The 18410-nt window shown below is 68.3% G+C and carries 12 protein-coding genes; 7 read left to right on the forward strand and 5 right to left on the reverse strand.

What is annotated here, in order from left to right; genetic code table 11:
- Positions 1 to 40 precede the first annotated feature (40 nt).
- The 3 genes from AC5Y7V_RS22775 to AC5Y7V_RS22785 all read right to left on the reverse strand — a co-directional run bounded on the left by AC5Y7V_RS22775 (position 41) and on the right by AC5Y7V_RS22785 (position 5033).
- A complete protein-coding gene (locus tag AC5Y7V_RS22775; protein ID WP_499882290.1) occupies positions 41 to 2911 on the reverse strand; it encodes an MMPL/RND family transporter in 2871 nt (956 codons plus the stop codon).
- Entirely contained in the window at positions 2908 to 3324 is a 417-nt protein-coding gene (locus tag AC5Y7V_RS22780; RefSeq protein ID WP_499882354.1) for an MmpS family transport accessory protein, read from the reverse strand. The genes AC5Y7V_RS22775 and AC5Y7V_RS22780 overlap by 4 nt, the downstream gene beginning before the upstream one ends.
- 320 nt (positions 3325 to 3644) lie before the next feature.
- Positions 3645 to 5033 carry a hypothetical protein gene (locus tag AC5Y7V_RS22785; RefSeq protein ID WP_499882291.1) on the reverse strand — a complete coding sequence of 463 codons (1389 nt, stop codon included), beginning with the start codon at positions 5031 to 5033 and terminating at the stop codon, positions 3645 to 3647.
- 376 nt (positions 5034 to 5409) lie between these two features.
- On the opposite strand from AC5Y7V_RS22785, the gene AC5Y7V_RS22790 reads away from it, so the two are divergent.
- Entirely contained in the window at positions 5410 to 6678 is a 1269-nt protein-coding gene (locus AC5Y7V_RS22790) for a glycosyltransferase (protein WP_499882292.1), read from the forward strand.
- A 46-nt stretch (positions 6679 to 6724) separates the two neighbouring features.
- On the opposite strand, the gene AC5Y7V_RS22795 is transcribed toward AC5Y7V_RS22790, so the two are convergent.
- Positions 6725 to 8374, reverse strand: a complete 1650-nt coding sequence (locus AC5Y7V_RS22795; RefSeq protein WP_499882293.1) for a GMC oxidoreductase — start codon at positions 8372 to 8374, stop codon at positions 6725 to 6727.
- A 117-nt stretch (positions 8375 to 8491) separates the two neighbouring features.
- Positions 8492 to 9616 carry a glycosyltransferase family 4 protein gene (locus AC5Y7V_RS22800; RefSeq protein ID WP_499882355.1) on the reverse strand — a complete coding sequence of 375 codons (1125 nt, stop codon included), beginning with the start codon at positions 9614 to 9616 and terminating at the stop codon, positions 8492 to 8494.
- A 141-nt stretch (positions 9617 to 9757) separates the two neighbouring features.
- On the opposite strand from AC5Y7V_RS22800, the gene AC5Y7V_RS22805 reads away from it, so the two are divergent.
- The 6 genes from AC5Y7V_RS22805 to AC5Y7V_RS22830 all read left to right on the forward strand — a co-directional run bounded on the left by AC5Y7V_RS22805 (position 9758) and on the right by AC5Y7V_RS22830 (position 18406).
- Entirely contained in the window at positions 9758 to 10753 is a 996-nt protein-coding gene (locus tag AC5Y7V_RS22805; protein WP_499882294.1) for a Gfo/Idh/MocA family protein, read from the forward strand.
- A gap of 285 nt (positions 10754 to 11038) precedes the next feature.
- Positions 11039 to 14515: a PE family protein gene (locus AC5Y7V_RS22810; protein WP_499882295.1), complete on the forward strand. Its 3477-nt coding sequence runs from the start codon at positions 11039 to 11041 to the stop codon at positions 14513 to 14515.
- 115 nt (positions 14516 to 14630) lie between these two features.
- Positions 14631 to 15560, forward strand: coding sequence for an ATP-binding cassette domain-containing protein (locus AC5Y7V_RS22815; protein WP_499882296.1), 930 nt, complete (start codon positions 14631 to 14633; stop codon positions 15558 to 15560).
- The gene (locus tag AC5Y7V_RS22820) at positions 15557 to 16318 is read left to right on the forward strand and encodes an ABC transporter permease (RefSeq protein WP_499882297.1); all 762 of its coding nucleotides are present in this window, start codon (positions 15557 to 15559) and stop codon (positions 16316 to 16318) included. Before AC5Y7V_RS22815 ends, AC5Y7V_RS22820 begins: the two co-directional genes overlap by 4 nt.
- Complete coding sequence (locus AC5Y7V_RS22825; protein WP_499882298.1) at positions 16315 to 17106, forward strand: ABC transporter permease; 792 nt, start codon at positions 16315 to 16317, stop codon at positions 17104 to 17106. The genes AC5Y7V_RS22820 and AC5Y7V_RS22825 overlap by 4 nt, the downstream gene beginning before the upstream one ends.
- 25 nt (positions 17107 to 17131) lie before the next feature.
- Positions 17132 to 18406: a glycosyltransferase gene (locus tag AC5Y7V_RS22830; protein WP_499882299.1), complete on the forward strand. Its 1275-nt coding sequence runs from the start codon at positions 17132 to 17134 to the stop codon at positions 18404 to 18406.
- Positions 18407 to 18410 lie beyond the last annotated feature (4 nt).

The following is an 18410-nucleotide window of genomic DNA, read 5'->3' on the forward strand; positions in this document are numbered from 1 at the left end:
GCCGGTCTCGTCCTGAACTGGAAATGCGCCATGGCTGCCGCTATCTCAGCAACAGGGCGCGTACCAGCGGACGGGGTCCCGTGGGCCGAAGCAGGGAACTCGCGGGACGGGGGCGAACCTGCTGCGGCCACCAGAACCACCGCCCGAGCAGGGCGGCGATGGACGGCGTCATGAAGGCGCGCACGACCAGCGTGTCAAACAGCAAACCCAGACCGATCGTGGTGCCCACCTGACCGATGGTGCGCAGGTCGCTGACCAGCATGGACCCCATGGTGAACGCGAAGACCAGCCCCGCGTTCGTCACGACTTTGCCGGTGCCGCCCATCGCTCGGATGATGCCGGTGTTTATCCCGGCGCCGATTTCCTCTTTCATCCGGGCGACGAGCAGCAAATTATAGTCAGAGCCCACGGCCAAAAGGACGATCACCGACATCACCAGCACTGACCAATGTATTTGTATGCCCAGCAAATCCTGCCAGGCGAATACGGAGAGCCCGAAAGAGGCGCCGAGCGACAGCAATACCGTGCCGACGATAACGAGGGCGGCGATAAAGCTTCGCGTCATGATCAGCATGACAATGAAAATCAGGCAGAGCGCGGCGATTCCCGCGATCATGAGGTCGATTGTCGAAGCCCGCACCTGGTCGCGCACCGACGCCGCGGTGCCGGACAGGTAGATCTTCGCGTCTTCCAGCGGAGTCCCCTTGAGCGCCTCCTCGGCCGCGCTCTTGATCGCGTCGACCCGCGACAGGCCCTCGGACGACGACGGGTCGCCCTTCTGCAGGATGAGCATGCGGACGTCCTTGCCGTCCGGCGACACGAAGATGTTCATGATCCGCTGGAAGTCTTTGTTCTTCAACGTTTCCGGCGGCAGGTAGAAGGAATCGTCGTTCTGGGCGGTGTCGAACGCCCTGCCCATGGCGGTCGCGTTGTTGCTGTTGTCGCCCATGTTGCCGAGCACCCCGGACATGGTGCTGTGCATGGTGAGCAGCATGGTCCGCGATTGCTGCATGATCTCGATCGTCGCCGGCAGCTGGGCGAGGATCTGCGGCAGCAGCGCGTCAACCTGATCGAGGTCCGCCACCAACAGGATCAGCTTGTCGCTGACCGCGTCAACGCCGTCGAGCGAATCGAAGATGCTTCTGATCGCGTTGCAGATCGGAATGTCGTAGCAGTGCTTTTCCCAATAGAAGTAGCTGCGAAGGGGACGGAAGAAATCCTCGAAATCCGCGATGTGGTCGCGTAGTTCGCTGGTGAGGGCCTGCATTTCGTGCGTGTTGGCGACGACGTCGTGCGTCGTGGCGACCAATTGCTTCATCACGTCATACATGCGCTGCGTGATGCTGATCGCTTCCGATATCAGATCGGCCTGCTTGAGCAGGTCGTTCATGCGCGCCCGCTGGAAAGTGAGGAATTGCTGCTGGCCGGCGGCTTGCATGCTGAGCAGATACGGGATCGTCGTGTGCTTGATCGGGGTTCCCTCGGGCCGGGTTACGGCCTGCACCGTCGAAATGCCCGGCACGGCGAGGACGGCCTTGGCCAGTTTATCCAGCACCAGGAAATCGGCCGAATCGCGCAGATCGTGGTTGGCCTCGACCAAAAGGATTTCGGGCGCCATCATCGCCGACGGCGGAAAATGCCGCGCCGCCGCCTCGTACCCCAAATTCCCGGGGATATCTTTGGGGATGAATTTCTGGTCGTTGTAGCTGGGGCTGTAGCCCGGCAGCGTCAACAATCCGATCAGCGTTACCGCCAAAGCCGCGGCGAGAATTGGCGCGGGCCAGCGAACGATCGCAGTGCCTACGCGCCGCCATACGCGAAAGCTGATTTTGCGCTTGGGTTCGAACAGGCCGAAGCGGCTTCCGACCGTGAGGACGGCCGGGATCAGGGTGATCGCCACCGCGACGGCGACCACCACGGCCACCGCGCAGGGGACGGCCAGCACGTAGAACGAGGGCAGTCGCGTGAAGACGAGGCAGTAAAGCGCTCCGGCGATCGTCAAACCCGAGGCCACGACGACCTTGGTGACCCCGTGGTAGGTGGTGTAGTACGCCGTTTCTCGGTCCGCTCCGGCCTGGCGGGCCTCCTGATACCGCCCGATGAAAAATATCCCGTAGTCGGTTCCGGCCGCGATCACGAGGGATACCAGCAGATTGACCGCGAGGGTGCTCAGACCGATGATCCCGTGATAGCCGATGAATGCGACAATTCCCCGGGCCACCATTAATTCGATGCCGACCACCAGCAACAACAGAATTACGGTTACGATCGAGCGGTAGACGATAAGCAGCGTAATGAAGATCACCGCGATGCTTACCAGAGTAATTGTGGCAACCGTTCTGTCACCACTGTGGCTCATATCCGAAATGATCGCCGCGGGCCCGGTGACAAACGCCTTGACTCCGGGCGGCGCCGGCGTCCGCGCGACGATATGCTGAACGGCCTCGATCGAGTCGTTGCCCGCGGCGATGATCACCAGGACATACGCGGCCTTACCATCGGCGCTCTGTGCGGCCTGCCGCGTTAATTCATCACCCCAGAAATCGTTGACATGTATCACATGTTTCGGATCGTCTTTTAGCTGAGAAATCAATCGATCGTAAAACCTGTGGGCGTCGTCGCCGAGGGGTTGCTGGCCCTCCAAAACGATCGTCGCCACGCTGGTGGACCCCGATTGACCGGATTGGTCGGCCGCCTTGAAGTCTTCGTTGAGCCGCTGTGACGCGGTGGCGGACGGCGCATTGGTGAGCGTCGGGGAGACGGAATGCTGGTTCTCGACCTGCTCCAGTGGCGGAACGAAGAAATTCAGGACCGCGATGATCGCCAACCACCCCAAGATGATGGCGACCGAAAATCGACGGATCGTCCGCGCTACGAATAGCCGACTGTGCTGTAGCTGGTGGTTGGTCATGAGCCCTTGAGCATGCAGGACGTAAAGGCGCTCACCTCGTTAGTGACCTTCTCGGACTTGACCACGCCGTCCAGCAGGATGCGGCAACCGATGCTGTCGGTGTCACCCTGCGCCGCGACGCTTCCGATTCCCGTCGCCGCGGTGACCGGGAATTCCACCGACCATGGCAGGCTCGCCGCGTCGACATGCTGCGGCGAACCGGTTTCGTCGTAATAGCTGATCAAGGCCACGGTTCCCGGTGGTCCGAAGACCTCGTACCGCAGGTGCTGGGGGTTGTACGGTTTGTTGTCGACCCGGGTGTCGGCGTACGAGAGGCGTTTCTCCGAGCCGAAGAGGCCGTGCAGCCGTGACACCGTGAACCCCCCAACGGCGATCACGACCAGTACGACCAGCGGAATCCACAGCCGCCGCAGGCCCCGGAAGATCGCGGGTCCCGCGTGCCGACGACCGGCTCCAGATCCACCCTGTGCGCGGGGGGCCGACGACGGTTGGCGGGGACCTCGGAAGAGGGCTCGTCGGGGGCCGGGCGGTGGGCCGGCGTCCTGGCCGGTCTCGACGGCGATATCGGACCGCGTCGGCTCAACATCGCGCACACTGCCCCAGACCACCGCACCACCCTAACTGACACGAGTTCAATTACGGATGCAAACCATAATGGAGTACAACAGCGCCTGACCAGGATTTAAGGAACTTCTCAGCATGGCGTCCCGAAGCGGGCGCGGGGAACGAATCCTTAGTCGATGTCGCCGGTCAGGCCGAACTCATCCAGCGTGCGCGCGGCCAGTTCGCGCAGAGCGGCTTTGGTGTTCTCCGCGCCCGGATGGTAGGCCACGACGGTCAGGTAGATCTTTCCGATCCCCGGCGTGCGGCACGACACCACCTGCATGTGTCCGCCCGTCCGCTCGAGCTGCTGCCGCGTCGCGTGCTGCCTCGTCCCGCGCGCCCAGGCGTACTCGCACTGGGTGCCGTCGGCGCAGCTCACCACCGAACCGGCGTCGCCGAGGTTGGAATAGATCACCGGCATGTCGGGGTCGTTGAGCTGCGCCTCGACGCCCCGTTTCCAGGTCCGCTTAGGGGTGAAGGGGGACAGCGCGGCCAATTGCGAGGATTCGTCCGGCGCGCTCTGCAGAGTCTTCAGCGCCTGCTTGATCGCGGCCCGGGTGTCGCGCAGATCGGCCGTCAACCCGGCCGGGTCGAGGCTGACACGGGCAAACGACACCGCGAGCGCGCGCGTGTCGTCCTCGCCGCGGTTCGACATGACGATTTGCAGGGTCACGGCGCCGTCGGAGGCCCGTCGACGCCCCAAATGCTCTGCGAGCTTTGCGGCCATCACGGCGGCCAGCGTCGTGCTCGTCCCGCCGAGAGCCTCGGCACGCGCATCCCATTGATCCAGGTCGACGAGGATTGCGATGCTCGGGACGATGACGGGGTCGGAGCCGCCGTCGTCGCGGCGGGCGACGGGCCGTGACGCCGGCGTCGATCGGTCGGCGTCGCGGCGCTGACGGCGGGTCAGTTGTGCCAACGCGACGAACGCCCGGCCGACGTCGGGCGCGTCCCGAGCGGTTTGGCGGAGATCCTGGGCCACCGCGCGCAGCCGGGGGCGCGAGCGCGGCGGCGGGTAGCCGAGGTCGCGGTTAGTGCCCATGATCGCTTCGGCCACCGCGACGAGACCCCCGACGCCGTCAATTATGTAGTGGGAAATCACCCAGGTGACCGCCGTCGAGCCATCGGTCAGGGGAAGGACGGCCAGATGCCAGCCGGGCCCGGCTTCCGGATCGACGGGAACCTGTGAGCGTTCGTCGGCCCACGCGCTGACGTCGGCGCGGGGACGGGCGCGGTCTTCGAAATGAATCTCCGACGGCCCCCGGTCGACCACCCACCGGTGCCGGCCGAACGGCAGCGGCGACCGTTCGATGAGCCGGCCGGACAACCCGTAGCCGAGATTGTGGTGAAAACGTTTCAGCCCGTCGAAATCGATCGGGTGCTCATAAACCCACACGACCTGCATGACTTCCGTCTGGCCGATGGCGCGCTGTCCGGCAACGAAGCCTTGGTCCACCAACGTCAGCAGATTGTCCGGCGGCGCCTCGCCGTTGGACGCGCGGCGTATCCGGGTTGGCACTGATTAGCCTCCTATGACAGACGATTCGCCGGGACGCCGCCGCGCATGACGGCGGGGACGTACCTGCGGGCGAGCCGATTCATCACAGCAGATTAGCCTCGGGCGCATCCCCGCGGCCGCGCATTGGCGAAGACTTTTCCGTGTTCGGTGCCGCGGGGCGCAAACTCGAGTTGCCGCCCGATGCCTGAAATGCGGTCTGCGCGAGGCCAAATCGCCGTCATTGGCGACGCCCCCGGCGGAGCCGCCAAAACTTTCAGATAGCCGGTTGCTGGCGCCGGCATTGGGGTTATGCTGCTGGGCGGCTGAGCTGGGCACCGGGTCTGCCGCTTTCATTTCGCTTCAACGCGCACGGGAAGTGAAGGACCAGGATCAAGCGATGAAGTTTGTGCTGGCGTTCTATGGGACTCGCGGCGATGTCGAGCCCGGCGTCGCCGTCGGCCGTGAGTTGCGGCGCCGCGGGCACGACGTGTGCGCGGCCGTCCCGCCGGACCTGGCCGGGTTCGCCGAGGCGGCCGGGCTCGCCGCCACCGCCTACGGGCCGGACATTCAGACGTGGCTGGAATCGACGCGCAACTTCTGGGCCTATTTCTTCCGGAACTTCTGGAGAATCCGGGACGTGCGCGCGTTTTTGCGTGAGTCTCGGGAGCCCGGCACGCAGCGGTGGGCGGAGATGAGCACGATGCTGACCTCGCTGACCGACGGGGCCGACCTGCTGTTGACCGGCATGAGTTACCAGGAGCTGGCCGCCAACGTCGCTGAGTACCGCGACATTCCGTTGGCCACTCTCCTGTGGTTCCCGATACGCGTCAACGGCCACCTCGTTCCGACGCTGCCGCCGCCGCTCATCCGCTCGGCGATGCGGGTCTACGACTGGCTGGTGTGGCGCGGGGTGAAAAAGGTCGAGGACGCGCAGCGCCACGAACTGGGCCTACCGAAGGTCACCGGCCCCGCGCCGCGACGGATCGCCGAACGGGGCGCGCTGGAAATCCAGGCCTATGACGAAGTGTGCTTTCCCGGGTTGGCAGGCGAATGGGCGAAATTCGATGGCCAGCGGCCCTTCGTCGGCACGCTGACGCTGGAGTCACCGACGGATGCCGACGACGAGGTCGCCTCGTGGATCGCCGAGGGACCACCGCCGATCTTCTTCGGGTTCGGCAGCATTCCGGTCGAATCCGCCGAGAGCACCATCGCCATGATCGCGAGGGCTTGTGCGCAGCTGGGCGAACGGGCACTGGTGTGCGCGGCGGCGACCGATTTCGGCGACGCCCCCGGTTTCGAGCACGTCAAAGTGGTCGGCGCGATGAACTACGCGGCAATCTTCCCGGCCTGCCGCGCGCTCGTGCACCACGGTGGGGCGGGCACCACCGCCGCGGGGCTGCGCGCGGGGGTCCCGACGCTGATCCTGTGGATGGCCGACGTTCAGCTGATCTGGGGCGCCGCGGTGAAACGGCTGAAGGTGGGCACCGCCCGGCGCTTTTCGACCGCGACCGAGAAAACGTTGGTCGCGGATCTTCGGACCATCCTCGCCCCGCAATACACCGCCCGGGCCCGCGAGGTCGCCGCGCGAATGACCAAACCCGCCCAAAGCGTCGCGGCCGCCGCCGATTTCGTGGAAGACTTCGCCCGCCGCAAGCGCGCCGGCTGATCGACGGACGGGGGATCGGTTCGCGCACAGGCGAATCCAAGGGGCGTCAGCTGGCGAAATGCGCCTGGTTCACGTGGGCGGCCACCCGCAAGGCGTTGGCCGCGACCGTCAAACTTGGGTTCAACCCGGCGCTGGACGGGAAGAACGACGCATCCGCCACGTAGAGGTTGTCCACTTCGTGCGCCCGGTTCTGCGGGTCGAGCACGCTGGTCTTGGGATCGGTGCCGAATCGGCAGGTGCCGCAGACGTGGCCGAGGGTCGAGTTGTTTGCGCCGGTTCGCAGGGTGAGGGTGCGATACGGCTTCAACACCTCTTTTATCTGCCGGATAAACACTGCGCGGCGGTCGACCTCGCTTGGGTGCAAACGGTATCGAAGTCGCAGCCGCTGGCGCCCATCCTCGTCGGGTCGGTCGCTTGGCAGGACCCGGTTGTCCAGATACGGCAGGTCCTCCATGATCGGGGCCAGCACCAGCCCACCATTGAAGAAGCGATCGTAGATCGGCCGCACCGCCGGGCTCACCAGGCGCAGTGCCTTGGGCTGCCAACCGGGCTGGTTGGTGAACATATCCATGGATGCCAGATTGGCCATCGCGCCCGCCGACTGTACCGTGCCGTATTTCTGGCCGTCGGCGAAATAGAAATCGTTGAAACCGATTTCCTTGTTCTCGGCCGTGATCTTGCAGCCGGGCTGCGGCCAGACCTCGATCCAATCCATCAGATGGCGCATCAGGTTGCGCCCCACCATATCTGAGCCGTTGGCCAGCCCGCGCGGCCAGTCGCCGGATCGCGAGTTGAGCAACAAGACGGGGGTGGCCAGCGCGCCGGCCGCCAGCACCACCACCTTGCCTTGCAACGTCAGCATGTCGGAGCCGCGCTGGGCGATCACCCGCTGCACCCGGGTCCGGTCGGCCTCCAGGCGCACCACCCGACACTGGTCCAGCAGCTGCGCCCCGTGCTCGGTGATCGCGGGGAGCACGCCGTTGCGGCCGGCGTCGTTCTTGCACGACCGCTCGCAGAGGTGGGCCTGGCAGGTGGGACAGCCCTCGGTGTAGTCGCAGGCCATCGGCAGGTGGTAGGGGTGCAGGCCGCGGCCGCTCAGGTAGTTGACCAGCGGCTGGTTGTCGGGTGAAAAGGGCGGCGCCGCAGGCAAACCCACGTCGGCGGACTCGGGTCGCAGCGGGTCGGGTTGGCCGCGCACATTGAGGAGCTTTTCGGCCTCGGCGTACCACGGGCTCAGCTGGTCGTAGGTGATCGGCCAGGCCTCGGGCACGGTGGATTCGCCGGGGTCGCGGAAGTTTTGCCGCGGGGTGAAGTCCTGGGCGAAGAATCGCTCGCAGACCATGCCGTAGAGGGCCGAGGAGCCGCCGGTGCCGCTGCCGATGAACGGCACGAACCGCTTCGAGCGTCGCCGGGTGATGTCTTCGATCTCGTCATTGGAGCGCCCGGCCCGGGCGAGGGCGTCGTAGTAGGTCTCCGCCGAACGGGCGGCACGCGGTTCGGCGAGTTCGGGCATGGCCGCGCGAATCGTTCCCGGCGTTCCGGGCAGGGTCGAGCGGCCCTTTTCGACGAACAGCACCCGCCGGCCCGCGCGGGCAAGCGAATAACCCAGCGTCCCGCCGCCCATGCCGGTCCCGACGACGATCACGTCCCACACAACGCGTTCGGCCTCGCGCGGACTCAACTCGCCGACAGCCAAAGTTCAACTCCTCAGCCGATCATGGCTCAACGTTTGGCCCGGTCTCGGCGAAGCGAGATCGTAGCATCGCACGCTGCGGGTGGAAGGGCTTTGTATTGCCCGTTCTTCGGGCCGGGTTCAAGGCAGGCCGAGAATGCTGATGAATTCATCGTCGTGACGGTCGCGTTGGAAGCGCGGCGTTTCCACCGCGCGAACGGCGAGCTTGCGGCGGAGGTCTTCGTCCGATTCCAGCGTCATCAGGTTGGCCGCGAGCGCGTTCGCGTCGCCGGCGGGGCTCAGCAGTCCGTTGACACCCGGATCGATGATCTCCGGCGTGCCACCCGCGTCGGTCCCGCACACCGGCAGTCCGGCCCGCATCGCCTCCACGGTGACGCGGCCGAACGCCTCGCATTGGCTGCACATGAGGCCGACGTGGGCGGCGGACCAGTAGCGGCCGACGTCGCGGGTGCGCCCATGAATGTTGACCAGGTCCTCGACGCCCAGGCGCCGGGCGAGTTCGCGAAGTGGTTTCTGATTGCCGGCGCCGACCAAGGCCAACTCGATGTCGACGCCAGCTGCTCGGGCGATCGCTACCGCCTCGACCGCGATGCGCTGTCCCTTGGCTTCGGAGTAGTAGCCGATCAACACGGCTCGCATCCGTTCGCCGGGCTGCCGCTCCGGCGGTGCGCCGAGCGGGGTGTCGACCACCGGGTAGATCACGTGCGTCGCCATCTTCGGATCGACTGCGAGCAGGGCGTCCTCAACCGCACGCGAATTGCAGATCACCGCGTCCGACAGCCGGCCGATGAGGCGAATGGTGCTGCGATAGCCAAACAGGAACCAGAGCCGATGGTCGTCTTTGCCGAACTCGCGGACCAGCCAGTAATGCGGGATCCCGAGCAGCTTGGCGGCGATCGCGTGCGCGGGGATGACCATCGTGTTGGTGAGCACCATCGTCGGACGCTGCCGAATAAGGAGGAACAGCGCGGGCAGTATGCCGACGATCAGCATCGCGAGGTACGGAACCGTGCCGATGAGCGCCTCGACGCGCGGCGCGCGTGACCGCGCGAGGAAAGCCCAGCCCGGTATCCAGGTGATTTTGGTCGAGATATCGCGCCGGGCGCATTCCGTGACCAGGCTGCCCTTCCACGGGCAGACGGCGACGACGTCTACGTCGGGCCGCTTTTCGCGGATGGCGAAGACCATGTCGCGGAAGTCGAGCGCACCCCCTCCGCCGAAACTGCCCACGTTGGAGATCACCATCACCCGCGGGACAGCGCCGGCCCTGCGCGACGCCGTGATCGCGCGGAGCCGATTTCCCACGCGTCGCAAGGCATCAGCGGCGACCATTGCCAGAGTGTATGTCGGGCGGGCTGGACAGGGTCCACTGCTAGCATCCCGTCCGTGTCTGAAGGCGGCGCACCGGTGCGGATCGGCATCCTGGGGGCGGCGCGCATCACGCCGACGGCGCTCATCAAGCCCGCCCGGGACAACGACGAGGTCGTGGTGGCCGCGGTGGCCGCCCGCGATGTGTCGCGCGCCCGGGCCTTTGCCGCCAAATACGGGATCGCCCGCGTGCACGACAGCTACGAGGCGCTGATCGCCGACCCCGACCTCGACGCCATCTACAACCCCCTGCCAATTGGGTTGCACGGCAGATGGACTCGGGCCGCGCTCGACGCGGGCAAGCACGTGCTGTGCGAAAAGCCGTTCACGGCCAATGCGGCCGAGGCCCGCGCGGTCGCCGACGTTGCCGCCCAGTCGGACCGGGTTGTGATGGAGGCATTTCACTACCGTTACCACCCCTGCGCGGCGCGGGTGGAGGAGATCATCGCCTCGGAAGAGCTCGGCAGGCTGGAGCGCGTCGACGCGCAGTGGTGCTTCTGGATGCCGAAGTTCTCGCACAACCGCTACAACTATGCGCTGGCCGGTGGCGCGCTGATGGACCTCGGCTGCTATGCGGTCGACATGGTGCGCAGGTTCGGCGGTTCGACCCCGGAAGTCGTTGCGGCGCACGCGAAACTGCGCGGCCCCAACGTGGACCGGGCCATGACGGCCGAGCTGCGGTTCGCCGGCGGGCACAGCGGCCGGATCCACTGCTCGATGTGGTCGACGGCTCTACCGCGCCTGACCGTGAAGGTGGTCGGCGAACGCGGCGAGCTGCGGCTCAACCCGCTGATCCCGTTCCAGCGGTTCTCGGTCCGGTCGGCCGCCGGGAAGCGGGTGGAGAACTTCACGGCGGGGCGCTCGACCTACGGGCATCAGCTCGACGCTTTCGCCGCGGCCGTGCTGCGCGGCGAACCGGTGAAGACGACACCGGAGGAGGCGATCGAGAACATGACCGTCATCGACGCGATGTACCGCGCCGCCGGCCTTCCGCTCCGTGAGCCCGCGGCGTGAACCTCGTCCCGACCGCTGGCTGAACCGGCGCCGCACCCGCCCGGCCGACCCCTTCGCCGGTGTTGCAGCGTCGAGAACGCTCATTTGCAACAGACCTGACCCCTAGTCGCTCCTGTCGCATCAGTCACACAGCGCAGGCTGCGCGTTGCTGCGGCGGTCCGGGGTATGCAATTTGAGCTTGGTTCAAACTTTCGGAATCGGATTCCAAACCGTATTAGACACGCGTAACCTACGCCTAAAATCACCCGCGTCCTTGCCGTCCCGTCCCCAGCGAGGGGGAACCCAGTGTCTTCCTATGTGATCGCCACATCGGGAGCTTTGGGGTCCGCATCCGCGGATTTGGCCGGGATCGGGCGGACGATCGGCGCCGCCTACGCGGCGGCGGCGCCGTCGACGATGTCGGTGGCGGCTGCCGCGCAGGACGAGGTATCCGCGGCGATCGCGAAGTTGTTCGGCGTCTTTGCCCAGGAGCAGCAGGCGCTGAGCGCGCAGGCGGAGGCGTTTCACGCGCAGTTCGTGCAGGCGTTGAACGGCGCGGCGGGCGCCTACGCGGCCGCCGAGGCGGCCAACGCCTCGCCGTTGGACCAGGCGCTGGCGGCGATCAACGGGCCGGTCCAGGCGCTGACCGGGCGCCCGCTGATCGGCGACGGCGCCGACGCCACCACGCCGGGCGGCAACGGCGGCGACGGAGGGATCTTGTGGGGCAACGGCGGCAACGGCGCCGCTGGAGCCGCGGGGACCGGGCAAAACGGCGGTAACGGCGGGTCGGCGGGCTTTTTCGGGCACGGCGGCAACGGCGGGGCCGGCGCATCCGCTACCACGGCCGGGGTGAACGGCGGTAACGGCGGGGCCGGCGGCAGGAATGGCCTGTTCGGCGGCGGCGCGGCCGGCAACGGCGGCAACGGCGGGGCCGGTGGCTCCGCCACGCTGGCTGGTCAGCTGGGTGGTGCCGGAGGCGCAGGCGGCGCCGGCGGGGCGAGCGAGTCGCTGTTGGGCGGAGCCGGCGGATCCGGCGGTGCCGGAGGTCAAGGCGGATACAGCAGCGTCGGCGCCACCGGCGCTCCCGGCACCGCAGGGTCGAGTTTCGCGGGCGGTGCCGGCGGCGCCGGTGGCGCTGGCGGCAACGCCGTCGGGTTCCTGAGCGCCGGGGGGCACGGCGGCCTGGGCGGATCCGGCGGAAACGGCGGTGCCGGCGGTGCCGGCGGGGTCGGCGACTTCAGCATCAACAACGGCACCGGTGGCAACGGCGGCGCGGGCGGGCTAGGCGGCGTCGCCGGAGCCGGCGGCGCCGGCGGCACCGCCGGCATCTTCGGCACCCCCGGTACGGGCGGATCCGCCGGCACCACCGGTACCTCGGGCGCCGGCGGCACCGGCGGTCAAGGCGCGGCAGGCACCCTGCTCCATCCCGACGGCGGCAACGGCGGCAACGGCGGAAGCGGGAGCAGCGGCGGCGACGGCGGCGCCGGTGGCACCGCCGCAGGCAATGGTCATGGCGGTAACGGCGGCACCGGGGGCGCTGCGGTTTCGCAGACCGGCACTGGCGGCACCGGCGGCGCCGGCGGCGACGGCGCCGGCAACGGCAACGGCGGCAACGGCGGTAACGGCGGCACTGCCGCTTCGCTGGCAGGCAACGGCGGTAAGGGCGGCAACGCGCCGGGCAGCGGTAACGGCGGCGCCGGCGGCAACGGGGCCGCGGCCATCACTGCCGGCACGGGGGCCGTCACGCCCGGTACGGGCGGCGACGGTGGTACCAGCGTCGGCGGAGTCGGTGGGGCCGGCGGCGCCGGGGGTGCCGTGACTATCACAAACGCCGCCTCTTCCGTCACCGTCACCGGCGGCACCGGCGGTAATGGCGGGAGCGGCGTCTTCGGTGGCACCGGCGGGGCCGGTGGACAGGTCATCACCGCCGGGTCCGGCACCACCACCGGTGGTCACGGCGGCCACGGTGGCACCGCCAGCAACGGCCTCGGTGGGGCCGGCGGGGCCGGCGGGGCCGTGCAGTTCCAGAATGGTGCCTCCGCGGCCGCCGTCACCGGCGGCACCGGTGGTACTGGCGGGCAGGGCAGCTCGGGTGGTACCGGCGGCGCCGGTGGCGTAGTCATCACAAACGGGACGGGAGCGACCACCGGCGGCCACGGCGGCGCCGGTGGTACCGGAACCGCCGACGGTGGTGGCGCCGGCGGGGCCGGCGGCAGCGTGCAATTCCAGAACGCCGCCTCTTCGGCGGCCGTGGCCGGCGGCGATGGCGGCATTGGCGGGGACGGCGTCTCCGGTGGTGCCGGTGGCGCCGGTGGGGTGGTCGTCACGAACGGAACGGGAGTCACCGGCGGCGGCCACGGCGGCGCCGGTGGTTCCGGCACCAGCGGTGTCGGTGGGGCCGGCGGGGCCGGCGGTGGGGTGGCCATCCAGAATGCCGCGTCTTCGGCGGCCGTGGCCGGCGGCGATGGAGGCCACGGCGGAGGCGGCGCCTCCGGCGGGGCCGGTGGGGCCGGTGGACAGGTCATCACCAACGGCACGGGAGCCGTCACAGCCGGCGTGGGCGGCGACGGTGGCGCCGGCACGACGGGTGTCGGTGGCGCCGGCGGGGCCGGCGGTGGGGTGGCCATCCAGAGTGCGTCCTCTTCGGTCGCCGTCACCGGGGGCACCGGTGGTCATGGCGGGAACGGCGCCTCGGGTGGCGCCGGTGGGGTCGGTGGGGCGGTCCTCACGAACGGAACGGGCAACACCGCCGGCGGCCATGGTGGTGCCGGTGGCACCGGCACCACCGGTGTCGGCGGGGCGGGGGGCAACGGCGGTGGCGTGGCCATCCAGAGCACGTCCTCTCCGGCCACCGGCACCGGCGGCGACGGTGGCGACGGCGGAAACGGTGGCTCGGGTGGCGCCGGTGGGGCCGGTGGCGCCGTCCAAACGAACGGAACCGGCAACAGCGCCGGCGGCCATGGCGGTGCCGGTGGTACCGGCGGCGCCGGTGTCGGTGGGGCCGGCGGGGCCGGCGGTGGCGTGGCCATCCAGAGCAGTTCCTCGGCCACCGGCACCGGCGGCGGGGGTGGCAGCGGCGGGGACGGCAGCTCCGGCGGTAAGGGCGGTGCCGGTGGGGCGGTCACCACCAACGGAACGGGACAGGTCACCGGCGGCCATGGCGGCGGCGGTGGCGTTGGCAGCCTGGGCATCGGTGGGGCCGGTGGGGACGGCGGCGGAGTGACCATCCAGACCAGTTCCTCTTCGGCGATCGGCACCGGCGGCGACGCCGGCGGCGGCGGCAACGGCGTCTCCGGTGGTGCCGGTGGGACCGGCGGAGGGGTCCTCACGAACGGATTCGGAAACGTCTTCGGCGGTCATGGCGGCGGCGGTGGCGTTGGCAGCCTCGGCGTCGGTGGGGCCGGTGGGGACGGCGGTGACGTGACCATCCAGACCTCTACCTCTTCGGCGATCGGCACCGGCGGCGACGCCGGCGGCGGCGGGAACGGCGCCTCCGGTGGTGCCGGTGGGATCGGTGGCCAGGTCGTCACGAACGGATTCGGGAACGCCGACGGCGGCCACGGCGGCGCCGGCGGCACCGGCAGTAGCGGCGTCGGTGGCGGCGGTGGCGCCGGTGGCCTTGCGGCGATCACGTCTACCTTCTCCGCGGCCACCGCGACCGGCGGGAACGGCGGGAACGGCGGCGCGGGCACCGTCACCGGCGGTCTCGGTGGGCTCGGTGGTGTGGGCTCCACCCTGGGAATCGGGGCCCACCATAACGGCACTAACGGTAACCCCGGCTGATGACGGCATCGGCGGGCCTGAACGGCCGTCCCCAGTCCTGGCCCGGGGCAGCTTTAAAACCTCAGCAGCCGGTTTCTATTCAACACGCGTCTACCGACGGGTATGGTCTGTCTTCGTGATCGAGCTAGACGGCGTAGCAAAGGCTTTCGACGGAAAAATTCACGCGCTGCAGGACGTGAGTTTTTTCGTTCCGACCGGGTCGGTGTGCGCTCTGCTCGGTCACAACGGTGCCGGGAAGTCGACCGCCATCAAGATCCTCTCGACGTTGCTGCGGCCCACCTCCGGCCGAGCGGTCGTGGCCGGGCACGACGTCGTCCGGGAGGCGGCCCAGGTGCGGGCCAGCATCGGCAGCATCGGGCAGCTGGCCGCGCTCGATTTCGAGCTCACCGGCCGGGAGAACCTGGTGTTGTTCGGCCGGCTGCGGGGAATGCGGCGCAAAGACGCGCGGCTGCGAGCCGACGCGTTGATCAACGAGTTCGACATGTCGCACGCCGCCGACCGGCCGGTGCACACCTATTCCGGTGGCATGGTGCGCCGCATCGACATCGCGGCCGGGCTGATGGTGCCGCCGGAGGTGCTTTTCCTCGACGAGCCGACCACCGGGCTGGACCCGCGTAGTCGCCGCGATGTGTGGAACCTGGTGTCGTCCTTGTCATCCCAGGGCGTGACGATCCTGCTCACGACGCAATATCTCGAAGAAGCCGACGTGCTGAGCGATTCGATCGTCGTTCTGAACAAGGGTTGCGTCGTCGCCGAGGGGACGGCCGAAGAGCTCAAGCGCCGCGTGGGATTGGGCTATTGCACGGTGAGTCCCGTAAACCCGGCCGACCTCGCCAAGATCCTGGAAGCGGTCGCCGACCTCGAAGGCGCCGAAGCCGACTACGAGGCGAACACCGTCTCGGTGCTCTCGCCCGACGGTGTCGCGACCCTCGGCGAGGTGTTCCGCCGGGTCGACCGGCTCGGCGTCGAGCTACTCGATATCGCGCTGCGCAAGCCGTCTTTGGACGAGGCGTTTCTACACCTCACCGCGAAAGTCACCACGTGACCGCGCTCGCCGCGCTCACCGAGCGTGCCGTGCAGAACGCGATGCGCAACGATCTGATATTCGCCGCGGTGTCGCCCGCACTGAACTTCGTCGTCTTCAATTTCATGCTGGGCAACGTGATCGACACCGGTGGCATGAGCTACCCACAGTACGTCCTGCCGGTCGTCGTCATCCAGGTGATCTTTCTCGGCGCGTTGACGACCATCGACCGCGCTGCCCAGGACGAGCGGAGCGACTTCGCGGACCGACTCCGCACGCTTCCCATCTCGGCGGTCACGCCGCTGATGGCCCGCATGTCGTATTGCCTGTTCCGCGGCACCCTCGGCTTGCTTGCGGCGATCGCCATCGGGTACGCGTTCGGCTTCCGAATGTTCGGCGGGCTGATCTATGCGGCCGCCTTCGCCGTCCTCACCCTCCTGTTGACCCTGGCGCTGTCGCTCGCCGCCGACGCGGCCGGGGTTCTTTCCGTCGCCTCGCAGGGCCGGTTCGCGAGCAGCGGGGTGTTGGATCAGTTGCTCCTGGTTCCCCAGATGCTGCTGGTCATGCTCTCCACCGGGATGGCCCCGGCCGACTCGTTCCCCGACTGGCTGCATCCGTTCGTGCGCTACCAGCCCGTGTCGCAGGTGACGCAGACCCTGCGCGGCTTCACCACCGGCCATGTCGCGGTGAGCAATTTGGCGACCAGCATGGCGTGGTGTCTCGGGCTGCTGGTGGTGTTCGGCGCAATCGCGGTGCGGGTTCAGGGGCGCCCGCAATGACCGCGCAAGCACCGCCGCGGAGCTCCCTGGCCAGCGAAACCCTGCTTTTCGCAAGCCATCTCCTGACCCGGTGGCGGCGCCAGCCGATGGTGCTGATCCAGGCTCTGGTGTTCCCGACCTTCCTGCTGATCGCCTACAAACTGTTGGTGGGCAAGTCGATAATCAGGATCACCGGCACGGAAAGTCTCTACGGACTGGTGCCGATGTGTGCCGTCGCCGGTGCGATGTTCGGGGCGCTCGCGACCGGCCGTCGCATGTGGATCGACCGCGACAGCGGCCTGATCGGCCGGCTGTGGGTGTTTCCCGTACACCGGGCCAGCGCGCTCACCGGCAGGCTGCTCGCCGAGGCCGCGCGCACGCTCGTGAGTGCCTCGCTGATCACGGCGGTCGGTGTCGGGCTCGGGCTTCGCTTCAAAGGCGGCCTGCTCAACGTCATTCCGTTCATTCTGGTGCCGGCGCTGGTGGTGGTCGTCTTCTCGATGGCGGTGATCGCGATAGCGGTGCGGGCCCGGACCGGTTCGGCGCTCATGTGGCTGGGGGTGCCGTCCACCGGTGCGGTGTTCGCCAGCTCCGGTGTTGTTCCGACCCAAACGCTGCCTTCGTGGGTGCGCCTGGAGATCCGCCTGCAGCCCATGTGGGCGACGATCGAGTCGATGCGGGGACTGGCCCAGGGCGGTCCCGTGTTGTTTCCGCTCCTGGTGACCGTTGCGTGGGCCCTTGGTCTTGCCGCGGTGCTCGGGCCGCTGGCCGTCCGCGGCTACCGTGCCGCCGCCGAATCGGGGCACTGACACAACTGAAAGGTCAAGACTCGCAATGAAATTTGCGCTGGCGTGCTACGGAGCGCGCGGCGACGTCGAGCCCTCCGTCGTGGTGGGCCGCGAGCTGACGCGCCGGGGGCATGACGTGCACATGGCGGTGCCGCCCAACCTGGTCGGCTTCGCCGAGGCGGCGGGGGTGGCGGCTGTCGGCTACGGCCTCGATTCGCGGGTCATCATGGACGTGCAGCGCGACTACTGGACGCTGCTGTTTCGCAGCCCATGGCGGATGCAGGAGCTGGACCGGTTAGGGCGCGAGATCGCGGAGATCGTGAGCCAATGCTGGACCGAGGAAGCCTTCGACACGCTGAAGTCGCTGGCCGACGGCGCCGACCTGATCATCTCCGGCTACGGGTTCGAGCAGTTTCCCTTCAATGTCGCTGAGTATTACGACATTCCGTTCGCCATGCTGCATTGGTTCCCGATCCGGGCCAACGGCAAAGTCATGCCGCTGCTGCCGGCGCCGTTGGGGCGCGCCGCAATGCGGGGATACGAGCGGCTGACGTGGGGCGGCCCTGCGAAGAAGGCCGAGGACGCGCAACGCCGGCTACTGGGTCTGCCCGATGCGACGCAACCCTGGCCGCGCCGGATCGAAGAGCGCGGATCCCTTGAAATCCAGGGCTACGACCGCCTTTTCGTTCCGGGGTTGGAGGCCGAATGGGCGAAATGGAACGGCAAGCGCCCCCTCGTCGGGACGCTGACGCTGGGGTTCCCGCAGGATGCCGACGACGAGGTCTTGTCCTGGATCGCGGCGGGGACACCGCCGATTTGCTTCGCATTCGGCAGCCTCGCGGTCGAATCCGCCGCCACCGTGCTGGCCATGATCGCCGCGGCGTGCGCGCGGCTGGGGGAGCGGGCGCTGGTGTGCGCCGGCGTCAGCGACTTCAGCGACATCCACCAGTTCGACCACGTCAAGGTGGTGGGTGCGGTGAATTACGAGGCGATTTTTCCGGCCTGCCGCGCGGTCGTGCATCACGGCGGCGCGGCCACCACGGCCACGTGCCTGCGCTCCGGAGTCCCGCAGGTGGTGCTCTGGACGTTCTATGACCAGCCGCTGGAGGGGGCGGCGCTCAAACGCTTGGGAGTGGGCACCGCCCGGCGGCTCTCGACCACCACGGAGGACACGTTGGTCAAGGACCTTCGCCGGATCCTCGCCCCGGAATACCTCGGCCGGGCCCGCGAGCTGGCCCCACGGATGACCAAACCCGCCGAAAGCGTCGCCGCAGCTACCGATCTCGTGGAAAACTTCGCCCGCCTGCAGCGGGTCGGCTGATCGA

The organism is Mycobacterium sp. NGS34 (assembly GCF_059812845.1).

Bases quoted from the DNA above. Each gene is read 5' to 3' on its own strand.
- AC5Y7V_RS22775 (WP_499882290.1), bottom strand. From the start codon at position 2,911: ATGACCAACCACCAGCTACAGCACAGTCGGCTATTCGTAGCGCGGACG.
- AC5Y7V_RS22790 (WP_499882292.1), top strand. From the start codon at position 5,410: ATGAAGTTTGTGCTGGCGTTCTATGGGACTCGCGGCGATGTCGAGCCC.
- AC5Y7V_RS22800 (WP_499882355.1), bottom strand. From the start codon at position 9,616: ATGGTGATCTCCAACGTGGGCAGTTTCGGCGGAGGGGGTGCGCTCGAC.
- AC5Y7V_RS22825 (WP_499882298.1), top strand. From the start codon at position 16,315: ATGACCGCGCAAGCACCGCCGCGGAGCTCCCTGGCCAGCGAAACCCTG.
- AC5Y7V_RS22830 (WP_499882299.1), top strand. From the start codon at position 17,132: ATGAAATTTGCGCTGGCGTGCTACGGAGCGCGCGGCGACGTCGAGCCC.